The organism is Amycolatopsis ruanii, from assembly GCF_003385175.1.
Taxonomy (GTDB): domain Bacteria; phylum Actinomycetota; class Actinomycetes; order Mycobacteriales; family Pseudonocardiaceae; genus Amycolatopsis_E; species Amycolatopsis_E thermalba.
In genome coordinates this window covers 1-12,243 of record NZ_PQHY01000033.1, presented here as the reverse complement: position 1 = coordinate 12,243, position 12,243 = coordinate 1, and the positions used below count along the sequence as shown (strand labels likewise).

At 71.4% G+C, this 12,243-nt stretch carries 9 protein-coding genes and 1 pseudogene; 5 read left to right on the top strand and 5 right to left on the bottom strand.

Translation table 11 applies throughout. From position 1 onward, the window contains the following. The first annotated feature begins 9 nt into the window (after positions 1-9). Both D0D28_RS18910 and D0D28_RS18905 read left to right on the top strand, forming a co-directional pair. Complete coding sequence (locus D0D28_RS18910) at positions 10-816, top strand: ABC transporter permease (protein ID WP_116111476.1); 807 nt, start codon at positions 10-12, stop codon at positions 814-816. A gap of 53 nt (positions 817-869) precedes the next feature. Next, positions 870-1,823, top strand: coding sequence for an undecaprenyl-diphosphate phosphatase (locus tag D0D28_RS18905; RefSeq protein ID WP_116111475.1), 954 nt, complete (start codon positions 870-872; stop codon positions 1,821-1,823). Between the two features lie 437 nt (positions 1,824-2,260). Here the strand turns inward: D0D28_RS18905 and panB are convergent, their stop codons facing one another. After that, complete coding sequence (panB, locus tag D0D28_RS18900; RefSeq protein WP_116111474.1) at positions 2,261-3,121, bottom strand: 3-methyl-2-oxobutanoate hydroxymethyltransferase; 861 nt, start codon at positions 3,119-3,121, stop codon at positions 2,261-2,263. A gap of 589 nt (positions 3,122-3,710) precedes the next feature. Continuing rightward, entirely contained in the window at positions 3,711-4,418 is a 708-nt protein-coding gene (locus D0D28_RS18895; RefSeq protein ID WP_116111473.1) for a maleate cis-trans isomerase family protein, read from the bottom strand. Positions 4,419-4,710: 292 nt separating this feature from the next. Here D0D28_RS18895 and D0D28_RS18885 point away from each other — a divergent pair, with 292 nt between their 5' ends. Beyond that, positions 4,711-5,244 (top strand): methylated-DNA--[protein]-cysteine S-methyltransferase, encoded by a 534-nt coding sequence (locus tag D0D28_RS18885; protein ID WP_094006750.1) that lies wholly within the window; start codon positions 4,711-4,713, stop codon positions 5,242-5,244. A 146-nt stretch (positions 5,245-5,390) separates the two neighbouring features. On the opposite strand, the gene D0D28_RS18880 is transcribed toward D0D28_RS18885, so the two are convergent. From D0D28_RS18880 to secA2, 3 genes are all read right to left on the bottom strand, one after another. Further along, on the bottom strand, positions 5,391-5,987 hold the full coding sequence (locus tag D0D28_RS18880; RefSeq protein ID WP_116111471.1) for a DinB family protein: 597 nt from the start codon (positions 5,985-5,987) through the stop codon (positions 5,391-5,393). Between the two features lie 65 nt (positions 5,988-6,052). After that, positions 6,053-7,762: an NAD+ synthase gene (locus tag D0D28_RS18875; RefSeq protein WP_094006748.1), complete on the bottom strand. Its 1,710-nt coding sequence runs from the start codon at positions 7,760-7,762 to the stop codon at positions 6,053-6,055. Positions 7,763-7,795: 33 nt separating this feature from the next. After that, on the bottom strand, positions 7,796-10,114 hold the full coding sequence (gene secA2 / locus D0D28_RS18870; RefSeq protein WP_116111470.1) for an accessory Sec system translocase SecA2: 2,319 nt from the start codon (positions 10,112-10,114) through the stop codon (positions 7,796-7,798). 114 nt (positions 10,115-10,228) lie between these two features. Between secA2 and D0D28_RS18865 the strand changes: the two genes are divergently transcribed. Beyond that, complete coding sequence (locus D0D28_RS18865) at positions 10,229-11,821, top strand: alpha/beta hydrolase (RefSeq protein WP_240323266.1); 1,593 nt, start codon at positions 10,229-10,231, stop codon at positions 11,819-11,821. Positions 11,822-11,843: 22 nt separating this feature from the next. Then, a pseudogene (locus D0D28_RS18860) lies at positions 11,844-12,243 on the top strand (alpha/beta hydrolase); the annotation flags it as partial.

The window sequence follows — 12,243 nt, the reverse complement described above, 5'->3', positions numbered from 1 at the left end:
CGGTTCCCGATGATGCTGTCCAAGAAGACCAAGTACGTCCTGCTCGCCGCGCTGGTGCTCGGGCTCGCCGTGATCTACGTGCCGCTGCTGGTGGTGCTGCTGAACTCGGTCAACAGCGACACCACGTTCGGCTGGCCGCCATCCGGGTTCACGCTGGAGTGGTGGGGCCGCGCGGCGCAGAACGAGGGCGTGTTGCGGGCGCTGCTGACCAGCCTGCAGGCGGGACTGGCGGCCACCGCGATCGCGCTGGTGCTCGGCATGATGGCGGCGTTCGCGCTCCAGCGGTACCGGTTCTTCGGCAAGGACACGGTGTCGCTGCTGATCATCCTGCCGATCGCGCTGCCCGGCATCGTCACCGGCATCGCGCTGAACAACGCGTTCCGCACGATCCTGGGCATCGACCTCGGCCTGTTCACCGCGATCGTCGCGCACGCCACGTTCTGCATCGTGGTGGTGTTCAACAACGTCGTCGCCCGGCTGCGGCGGATGGGCGGCAACCTCGAAGAGGCGTCGATGGACCTCGGCGCCGACGGCGTCACCACGTTCCGGCTGGTCACGTTCCCGATGCTGCGGTCGGCGCTGCTGGCAGGCGGGCTGCTGGCGTTCGCGTTGTCGTTCGACGAGATCATCGTGACCACGTTCACCCTCGGTGCCGGGCTGCAGACGCTGCCGATCTGGATCCTGGACAACCTGTTCCGGCCCAACCAGGCGCCGGTGGTCAACGTGGTCGCCGCGGTGCTGATCGTCGTGTCGACCGTGCCGGTGTACCTCGCGCAGCGGCTGTCCGGAGACACGGCCAGCGGCGGGCGGCTCTAGCGCCTCGGGTATTTTCAGCGGACGGTTTCCGGCGGTCGGAAAAGAGGTCCGCGATGTCCGCTGTCACGTATTTCGAGGCGATTGTCGTCGGCGCTGTGCAGGGTGTGTCGGAATTGTTTCCGGTGTCCAGCCTCGGGCACAGCATCCTGATTCCGGCCTGGCTGGGCGGTTCGTGGGCGCGCGACCTGAGCATGGGCGGGGAGTCGCCGTACCTGGCCGTGCTGGTCGCGATGCACGTCGCGACCGCTCTCGCGCTGGTGGTCTTCTACCGGCGGGACTGGGCGCGCATCGTGCGCGGGCTGTGGACGTCGGTGCGCGACCGGCGGGTGTCCGATCCGGATCAGCGGCTGGCGTGGCTGCTGGTGCTGGCGACGATCCCGGTCGGCGTGGCCGGGTTGCTACTGGAGCGTGCGCTGCGTGACGTGCTGGGCAAACCGGTGCCGACCGCGGTGTTCCTGGCGCTCAACGGGATCGTGCTGCTGGCGCTGGAGCGGTCGGCGCGTGCCGCGCGGCGGCCGGTCCCGGTCGCGCCGGTGCCCGAGCCGACTGAGGTGACGCGGGACTTTTCGGCGGAGATCACGATGCCGATCCGGATCGTCCGCGCCGAGGAAGCGGCCGACCGCCGCCTGGCCCGGCTCGGAGTGGGTGAGGCGGTGCTGATCGGGGCGGCGCAGATCCTGGCGCTGTTCCCGGGCATCAGCCGGTCGGGCATCACGATGGTGGCGGGCCTCCGGCGGGGCCTGTCCCACGAGGACGCCGCGCGGTTCGCGTTCCTGCTGGCCACGCCGGTGATCCTGGCCGCTGGCGTGCTGAAGCTGCCGTCCCTGTTCACCCCGGCGAACTCCGCGTCACTGGGACCCGCGCTGGTGGGCAGTCTGGTGGCGGGCGTGGCGGCGTATCTGGCGCTGCGATTCCTGACCCGTTATTTCGAAACCCGGACATTGACCCCGTTCGCGATTTATTGCGTGGTCGCCGGATTGGGCAGTCTGGCGTATTTCCTGGCGTGAATGCGGCCCGGTCTGCCGCCCTTCGCGGGAGGACGGCAGACCGGGCCAGGGTTGCGCCGCGCCGCGGCCGCGCGTTGCTGCTGCCCGCCGCGCGTTGCCGTCACCCGCGCACGTTGCCGTCACCCGCGCACGTTGCTGCTTCCCGCCTCGGGTTGTCGTCACCCGCGCACGTTGCTGCTTCCCGCCTCGGGTTGTCGTCACCCGCGCGCGTTGCTGCTTCCCGCCGCGCGTTGCTGCTTCCCGCCGCACGTTGCCGTCACCCGCGCGCGTTGCTGCCACCCGCGCATGTTGCCGCCACCCCGCATTGCCGCCACCCGCGCAGGGTCGCTCTGCCGCCACCCGGCGTGCCCGCGCTGCGCCGAGCCCGTCTTGCCGCGCCGTCTGGGCCTGCCGCGCCCGCCCGCGCCTGCGGCCCTCGCGCTCCGGGCCGTCAGTGATCAGTGGAAGGCGTGCTCGGCAGCCGGGAACTCGCCGCGGCGGACCTCGTCCGCGAAGGCGGTCGCCGCGCCGGACAGGGCGCCCGCGAGGTCGGCGTACCGCTTGACGAAGCGCGGCGCCTTGCCGCGGCGCAGACCGGCCATGTCCTGCCACACCAGCACCTGCGCGTCGCAGTCCGGGCCGGCGCCGATGCCGACCGTCGGGATCTTCAGCTCGTGCGTGACCTGCTTCGCGACCTCGGCCGGCACCATCTCCATGACCACGGCGAACGCCCCGGCCTCCTGGAGCGCGAGGGCGTCGGCGATCAGTTCCGCGCCCGCCTCGCCGCGGCCCTGGACCCGGTAGCCGCCGAGGTTGTGCTCGCTCTGCGGCGTGAAACCGATGTGGCCCATGACGGGTACGCCGGCGCCGGTGAGGGCCTCGACGTGCGGTGCGAAGCGGCGGCCGCCTTCGAGCTTGACGGCGTGGGCGCGCCCTTCCTTCATGAACCGGACGGCGGTGGCCAGCGCCTGCTCGGGCGAGAGCTGGTAGGAGCCGAACGGCAGGTCCGCGACGACGAGCGCACGTTTCGTGGCGCGCGTGACGGCGCGGACGAGCGGCAGCAGCTCGTCGACGGTCACCGGGAGTGAGGTCTCGTAGCCGAAGACGTTGTTGGCGGCCGAGTCGCCGACGAGGAGCACCGGGATGCCCGCCTCGTCGAACAGTTCGGCCGTGTACATGTCGTAGGTGGTGAGCATGGGCCACGGCTCGCCGCGGCGCTTGAGTTCCTGCAGGTGGGGGATGCGGACCTTCTTCACGGGGCCGCCGGAAGCCGGGCCGGAGCCGTACGGGGCCGCGGTCTCGCCGCTGTTGGTGGACATCTTCGTCGACCGTCCTTCCCTCGAGGCCCTCGTCGGGTCCCCGGGTCGTGGATCTGGGAAACCCAGCGTGACACCGGGGAACAACGGAGCCCAAGCCCCTGCGATGAGCTTCACACGACGGTGATCCAGGCCCCGGCAGGCGACGCGGAGCCGCGGACGCGTGGCCGAAGGGACACACCCGAACTCGCGGGTGACGGCCAGACCGGCCCGAAACGGCGAGACACCGAGCGTTTCGGCGAGGGAGAGGAGGGCGCCAGCGGCCGCTTCCCGCGCAAGGATGGCCCTCCGCACCCAGGCAACGATGGCCCGGTCTGCGTGCCCTCTGGGGGCGCCTCGGGTGCCGCGCGAGGGCGTCCCGGTCTGCGTGCCCGCTGCGGGGGTGGTGGGTTGGTGCGGTGGCGCCTCGGGTGCTGGGCGAAGGCGTCGCGGCCTGTGTCCCCCCGCGGGGCGGTAGGGCTTTCGTTCGGTGGTGGCCTGGCTGCTGGTGATGGCGTCCCGTTCGGCGTGCCCGATGCGGGACCGGCTGGGGCTGGCGAGCTCGGCTCGAGCGTTGCCTCTGGCTGGCGAGCCGGCTCCCGCGCGGAACCCATCAGCTCGTCAGCAGGTGCTGTCCCGGGCCGAGGGCGTTTGCGCCCACCGCGCGGAGCAGGGCCCACATCGTCGCCTGGTTGGCGGTCACCACGGGCTTGCCCAGCTCCTTCTCGAGCGGAGCGATGACCTCGTAGGTGGGCAGCCCGGTGCAGCTCACGAACACCGCGTCGGCCGCGGGGGTGTCGCCCTCGCGGATCAGGTCGGTCACCTCGTCGGGCTGGACGTCGGGGACCTCGTCGGCCGTCAGGGCGAAACCGGTGATCCTGGTGATCTCGAAGCCGTGCGCCGTCAGATACGCGTGCAGGCGCCTGCCGACCGCGGGCGCGTACGGGTGCACGACCGCCAGACGTCGGGCGCCGATGCTCCGCAGGGCATCGACGACCGCGCTGGACGTGGTCATCGCCCGGGGCGCGCCGAACGCCTCCATGGCCTCGCGCAGGGCGCGTTCGCCCGCGTCGCCGCCCACGAAGCTGCACGCCGTGCAGGCGTAGGCGATCGCCGCCACGCCGGTGCCGCACAGGGCCCGGACCGGGGCGGTGAGGTACGCGGGGTCGGCCAGCGCGGACACCATCGTCAGGTTGTCGTCGGCCGGGGCCTCGGCGGTCCGGCGCACCTCCAGCCCGACCCCTTCGGGCAGCCAGCGGCGGATCTCGTCGTCCCGGGTGAAGTCGAACGACGCGACCACACCGACGCGCAAGGTGTCCATGACGCCGGATACCCGCGCGGCAACGCAAGAACCGTCAAGACCCTGGCTTCAACACATACGGAAACCCTGATCCACACTCCTCTCGACACGGCCTGGGCTGCCCTACGGGACCGGGGTGCGCTCCACGAACGCCTCGCCCCCCGGCTTCGTCATCGGCACACGCCTCGACGGCACCGCTCGGATCGTCACCTCCTCCCCGGCACGCCGGCCGAGCTCACCGGTGCTTTGATGGAGCAAGGCACCGCCGTCATCAAGAACACGTTGGCGGCACCGGTCGGCCTGAGGGGACACCATGACAGCACTCGGTTACGCGCTCTTCGACACCGCGATCGGCCACTGCGGCATCGCCTGGGGCGAGCACGGTGTGACCGGCGTCCGCCTGCCCGACGGCGCCCCCGCGACCACGCGCGCCCACCTGCAGGCAGCCTTCCCCGAAGCCACCGAATCGACGCCCCCGGCGGAGATCCAGGCCGCGATCGACGAGATCACCGCCCTCCTGCGCGGCGAGCGCCGGGACCTCCTCGGGATCGTCCTCGACTACGAGGGCGTGCCGGAGTTCAACCGCCGCGTGTACGAGATCGCGCGGACCATCCTGCCCGGACGGACCCTCACCTACGGCGACATCGCCCACCGGCTCGGCATGCCGGGGTCGGCGCAGGCCGTCGGCCAGGCCCTGGGACACAACCCGTTCCCGATCGTCGTGCCGTGTCACCGGGTGCTGGCGGCCGGGCGCCGGATGGGTGGCTTCTCCGCACGCGGTGGCGTGGAGACCAAGCGGCAGATGCTCATCATCGAAGGCGCCGACGTCCAGCCGACTCTGTTCTGACGCGAGAGGGGGATCGCGCCCGACCGGGAGCCGGCGGCCGGCGTGGCGGCTGTTGTTCAGGAGGGCCTCCTCTGGGCAGGGTGCGGACGGACACGGGCTCTTCGCGTCGGAGGGAACAGGACGGGGCGACCCGAGCGGCGGCGCCCTCAACCGCTCGGTTGCCACGGGGCCAGCCACGGCCTGACCGGCCACCCCTCCACCGCGGCCATGAGTGGCACGGCTGTCGCGCCGTCGATGTGCTCCCGGAGGATGTCCGCGTGCCCGGCGTGCCGCGCGGTCTCCTGGATCAGGTGCAGCAGCACCCATCGCACCGGCCACGCGTCGGCGTCGTCCGGGAACCACGGCACGCCCCGCGGCGCCGGCACCGGTTGCCCGAGATCCTCGATCCCGCCGACGATCTCCTCGGTCTCCCTGGCCACCGAGTCGTAGGCGGCCAGCACGCCGGACAGGCTCTCCCGCTCACCGAGCCGGAAGCCCGCCAAGGCATCCCGGCCCGCGGACGCCGGAATTTCCCGTCGTGGCAACGGTTTCTCCCGGTGCAGCACCGCGGCCATCCATCTCCGCTCGGTGCTCGTCACGTGCTTGATCAACCCGCCGACGCTCAACGCGCTCCGCGTGGGCGTCAGCCGCGCCTGCTCGTCGCTCAGACCGTGCGCTGCCAGCCGCAGGACATGGCGCTGCTGCGCGAGAAAGGTGAGCAGGCCGTCGCGCTCGTCGGCCACCGGACGGACATTCCCAGCCATGACAACAGTTCCTTCCAGGAGGGTCATGGGGGAATGATGGCATCCGGGTCCGACAGTTTCCGGCCTCAGAACTCCCCTTCACGCCAGCAGTTCGTGATGGGCAGCCGTCGATCTCGCCCGAAAGCCTTGAAAGTTGTCTTCGTACCGATCGGGTACTGGCGGCGTTTGTACTCCGCACGGTCGACCATCCGGATCACCCGATCGATCGTTTCCGGCGAAAACCCGGCCTCCACCAACGAACCGTAACCCCGATCGCCTTCGACGTAGTCGTCGAGGATGGCGTCCAGCAACCCGTAGTCCGGCAGGGAATCCGTGTCCAGCTGACCCGGTCGCAGCTCGGCCGACGGCGGCTTCGCGATCGAGTTCTCCGGGATCGGCGGCACCTCACCCCGCTTCTCGGCCGAGGCGTTGCGCCACCGCGCCAGCGCCCACACGTGTGTCTTGAACACGTCCTTGAGCGGCGCAAAACCGCCCACCGCGTCCCCGTACATCGTCGAGTACCCGACCGCCAGCTCGGTCTTGTTCCCGGTCGCCAGCACCAGATGACCCTCCTGATTGGACAGTGACATCAGGAGCATGCCGCGCACCCGCGCCTGGATGTTCTCCTCCGCCAGGCCGGACAACCCCAGCCGGTCCACGTAGATCCGCACCATGTCCTCGACCGGTTCCACCCGGAAGTGGCACCCCAGCCGCCGTGCCAGCTCCGCCGCGTCGTCCCGCGAATGCCCCGACGAGTACCGCGACGGCATCGACACCCCGTGCACCGAATCCGCCCCCAGCGCATCCACCGCCAGCGCCGCCGTCGCCGCCGAGTCGATCCCGCCGGAGAGCCCCAGCACCACCGAGCGGAACCCGTTCTTGTGCACGTAGTCCCGCAGCCCGACGACCAGCGCCGACCACACCTCCGCCTCGTCGGACAACGGCTTGCTCACCGCCGCGGCCAAGGGTTCGTACGCCGGCACCGGATCCGCGGACAGCACCCGCCGCCGCACCTCGAGCCCCTCGTACGTCCCCGGCGCACACCCCACCGCGTCCACGAAGAGATCCACCACCAGCAGGTGCTCCACGAACTGCGGCGCCCGCGCGAGCACCGACCCGTCCGCGCCGACCACGAACGAGTCGCCGTCGAACACCAGGTCGTCCTGCCCGCCGACCTGGTTCGAGTAGACCAGGGGCGCACCGGCCTCCGTGGCCCGCCGCGCGACCAGCGGCAGCCGGATGTCGTCCTTCGATCGCTCGTACGGCGACGCGTTCGGCGACACCACCACGCCGACCCCGGCCGCTCCGAGCGCGGACACCGGCCCGCCCTCCTGCCAGAGGTCCTCGCAGATCACCATGCCGATGTCGACGCCGTGGAACCGCAGCACGTCCAGCGTCCGCCCCGCCTCGAACCACCGCTGCTCGTCGAACACGCCGTAGTTGGGCAGGTGGTGCTTGAACTGCCGCGCGACGACCTCGCCCCGCCACAGGGCCGCCGCCGCGTTGCGCGGGCCGACGGCGTCCACGTCGAGGTAGCCCACGTACACGAGCAGCTCGCCACAACCCGCGTCAGCCAGCGAAGCAGCCAACGCCCGCAACGCAGCGCGCGACGCCTCCGCGAACGTCCCCCGCAACGCGAGATCCTCGACCGGGTACCCGGTCAGCGACATCTCGGGGAACACCACGACGTGCGCCCCCGCCTCGGCGGCCTTGCGGGTCCACGTCACGGTCTGCGCCGCGTTGCCCGTGAGGTCGCCGACGGTCGGGTTCACTTGGGCCAGCGCGATCCGGAGCATGACCCCATTGTCGGTCACACCCCGGCGGACGGCTCAGTTCTTCTTGCGCCGCAACAGGCTGCGCACCTGCCGCAGCGTCTCCTCGAACCCCGCGTCGAACGGCGCGTCGTGCACCAGGTACGTCCACGTCGAGCTGGCCCGCCGCACGCCCGAGGCCGCCAGGTCGATGCCGTCCGCGCTGATCTCCGCCTCCGCGAGCGTCTCGGCGGACCGCTCCTGGATCCTCGGCACGATCTTGCGGAACTCCGGGATCGCGATGCGGTGGAACTCGTCCAGCGGCGTCTCCCGCGCCAGCGCGCGCAGGTGGATGCTCTCCCGCACGTCGGTCAGGAACGCGAGGTGGTCCGACCACAGCTGGTCCAGGTGGTACAGCATGATCTCGCGGCACACCTGCTTCGCCGTCTCCTCGCCGGCCTTCTCGACCAGCTCGTCGTACCGCTTCTCGCCCTCCAGCGCCTCCGCGGCCGCGTCGGTGCGCAGCAGCTTGTCGCGGTACTCCAGCAGTTCGCGCCGCTGGTGCTCGATCAGCCGCGTGTAGCGCCAGGTGTTGCGGTGGATCTCCAGGTCGACGCCCTCGGCGACGCGCTGCGCGTGGTCGATGTGGCGCTTGGCCGCCGGATCGGTGATCTCGCCCGAGTCGTCCGCGTCGATGCCATCGGGCACGTCCGGCGCGTTCGAGGTGACCAGCTCGTCGTTCAGGCTCGCGAAGAACACCGCGCTGCCCGGGTCGCCCTGACGGCCCGACCGGCCACGCAGCTGACCGTCGAGGCGGCTCGACGGGTACCGCGCGGTGCCGATGACGTGCAGACCGCCCAGCTCGGCGACGCGTTCGCGGTCCTTGCCGTCCGCGCCGCCCAGCCGGATGTCGGTGCCGCGGCCGGCCATCTGGGTGGACACGGTGATCGCGCCGTACTTGCCGGCTTCGGCGATGATCGCGGCTTCCTCGGCGTCGTTGCGCGCGTTGAGCACCACGCACGGCAGGTCGGCCTTCGCCAGTTTCTCGGCCAGCTCCTCCGATTCGGCGACGTCCTGGGTGCCGACCAGGATCGGCCGCCCGGTCTCGTGCACCTCGCGGATCTCCGTCACGATCGCCCGCAGCTTGTGCGACGGCGAGGCGAAGATCCGGTCGTCGAGGTCCTCGCGGATGTTCGGCTTGTTCGGCGGGATGACCGCCACCTCGAGCCGGTAGAACTCACGCAGCTGCTCGGCGACCGCGACCGCGGTGCCGGTCATGCCGGCGACCTGCGGATACCGGGCGATGAGGGCCTGCACGGTGATCGAGTCCAGGATCTCGCCGCGGTCGGTGGGCGCGACCTGCTCCTTCGCCTCGACCGCGGCCTGCAGGCCGTCCGGCCAGCGCTGCAGCTCGGCGACCCGGCCGCGGGAGGCGTTGATCAGCTCGACCTTGCCGTCGCGCACCAGGTAGTCGACGTCGCGGGTGAGCAGCGCGTGCGCGTGCAGGGCGACGTTGACCGCCGCGAGCCGCTCGGAGCCGGACTCGCTGTAGAGGTCGACGCCGCCGAGGGCCTTCTCCACGACCGACGCGCCGGCCGTGGTCAGCCACGCGTTGCGGCCGTCGGTGTCGGTCTCGTAGTGCAGGCCCAGCCGCAGCCGCCGGACCACGTTGGCGACTTCGGTGTCGGCGATCGCCTGGTCGACCGAACCGGCCATCACCAGCGGGACCCGCGCCTCGTCGACGAGCACCGAGTCGGCCTCGTCGACGATCGCGACCTCCGGGTCGGGCTGGACGACGTCCTCGGCGCGCGTGACGAGCCGGTCGCGCAGCATGTCGAACCCGATCTCGCTGACCGCGCCGTAGGTGACCTCGGCGTCGTACGCCGTGCGCCGCTCCTCGCGGGTGAGGCTGCCGTCGACCCAGCCGACGGTGACGCCGAGCAGGTCGTACACCGGTTTCATCCACTCGCCGTCGCGGCGCGCCAGGTAGTCGTTGACGGAGATGACGTGCACGCGCTTGCCCTGCAGCGCGTACCCCGCCGCGGCCAGCGCGCCGGCCAGCGTCTTGCCCTCACCGGTCTGCATCTGCACCACGTGCCCGGACAGCAGGCCCATCGTGCCGAGCAGCTGCACGTCGAACGCGCGCTCGTCCAGCGCCCGCCGCGCGGCTTCCCGGCCGAGGGCGCACAGCTCCACCAGCTGCGGGTCGCCGATCTCGGCCTCCAGGCGGAGCTTGCCCGCGCGCTCGGTCAGCTCGGTGTCGCTCAACGCCTCCAGCTCGGGTTCGAGCGCCTCGATGTCCGGCAGCAGTGCCTCGTACTTGGTCAGCTCGACGCTGCCCGGCCGCTCGATGAGCTTGCGAAGCCGCTTGCCCATTCGGCTGATCAGTGCTGGCACCCGTGGTCTCCTGTCCTTCTCGCGCGCAACCCACCAGCCAACGAGGTGGCGGTGCACCTGTGTTCCCACTCAGGATGGCACGATCACGACGTGCGCCTCCTTCAGCGAGCCAGGTTGTCCTCCGTACGCGCCGCCGTCCTCGGCGCCTGCCTGCTGGTGCCGGTCGCGGCCTGCACCTCGCCGGAGCCGTCGCCTGCTCCGGCGCCGACGGTGACCACCGAGTCGGCGGGGCCGGCCGGCGTGGTGCCCGCGGGGCTGGACAGGTTCTACGCACAGCCGTTGACCTGGGGCGACTGCGAACCTTACGCGACTTCCGACGACATCCGATCCGCTTTCGGCAGGACTGGCCTCCAGTGCGCCCGGCTGACGGTGCCGCTGGACTACGGCAAACCGGACGGCGACACGATCACGATCGGCGTGCTCCGGCACAAGGCGACCGGAAACCGCATCGGCTCGCTCGTGATCAACCCGGGCGGCCCGGGCGCGTCCGGCATGTACGCGGCCGCGGGGCTCTCGTCCCAGGTCGCGAACACCGACATCGGCAAGCGCTTCGACCTCGTCGGCTTCGACCCGCGCGGGATCGGCGCCAGCGAGCCCGACGTCACCTGCCTGACCGACGCCGAGCGCGACGAGCAGCGCGCCGAGGACCTGGAGGCCGACGGCTCGCCGGCCGGCGTGGCCCGCCAGGACGCCGAGTCGAAGGAGTTCGCCGACAAGTGCGCCGAGCGCACCCAGTTCGGCACCGCGATGCTGGCGAACCTGGGCACCCGCGACGTCGTCAAGGACATGGACGTCCTGCGGTCCGCGCTCGGCGAGGAGAAGCTGACCTACCTCGGCTACTCCTACGGCACCCGGATCGGCTACACCTACGCCGAGGCGTTCCCGCGGAACGTGCGGGCGATGGTGCTCGACGGCGCGCTGGACCCGAGCCAGGACGAGGTCGAGTCGCTGGTCGCGCAGGGCCAGGGCTTCGGCGTGGCGTTCAACGACTTCGCCAGGTGGTGCGCCGCCCGCCGCGACTGCGCGCTCGGGACGAACCCGGCGGCCGCCACGCAGGCGTTCCAGAACCTGGTGCGGCCGTTGATCGACAACCCGGTGCGCCTGCGCGACGGCCGGGTCCTCAGCTACGACGACGCCACCCTGGGCGCGATCCAGGCGCTGTACTCGCAGCAGCTGTGGACGGTGCTGAACGCCGGGCTCAACGAGCTGAAGAGCGGCCAGGGCACCACGCTGATGGCACTGGCCGACCAGTACAACGAGCGCGACAGCAGCGGCCGCTACGCCAACACGCAGGACGCCTTCACCGCGATCCGCTGCGTCGACGACCCGCCGGTGACCGATCGCCGCGAGATCCTCGAGGCGGAGAACCGCTACGACCAGGTGGCGCCCTTCCTCGACGACGGCAGGCCGAACGGCGCGGCGCTGGACCCGTGCGCGTACTGGCCGGTGCCCAACACCTCGCAGCCGCACGAGCCGAACGTCGCCGGCGTGCCGCCGGTCCTGGTGATCTCGACCACCAACGATCCGGCCACTCCCTACCAGGCGGGGGTGAACCTCGCGAAGGCGATGAAGGGCGCGCTGCTGACGTTCGAGGGCACCCAGCACACCGTCTTCCTGCAGGGAATCTCGTGCGTGGACGACATCGGCAGCGACTACCTGATCAACGGGACGCTCCCGGCGGACGGCACGCGCTGTACCTCTCAGTGACCGGACTGGCACGATGTGGGAGATGCGTTTCTCCCGCTGCCGGACGCTGATCACCGCGGGCCTGCTGGCCGGCGCGCTGACCGCGTGCACCCCGCAGGCCACCGCACCGCCGCCGTCACCCTCCCCGGTGGCGGACACCCACGCGCTGGACCGCTTCTACGACCAGAAGCTCGCGTGGGGCGACTGTGCCGCGTATGCGACGGGGCAGCCGAGCCAGGACGCGTTCCGCACGCCGGGCGTCGAGTGCGCCCGGCTGACCGTGCCGCTGGACTACGCCAACCCGCGCGGCGAGACGATCACCATCGGCGTGCTGCGGCACGAGGCGCTCGACCCGGCCAACCGGATCGGCTCGCTCGTGATGAACCCGGGCGGGCCGGGCGGGTCCGGCATGGAGGCGGCCGCGAAGCTGGTGCCGACGGTGT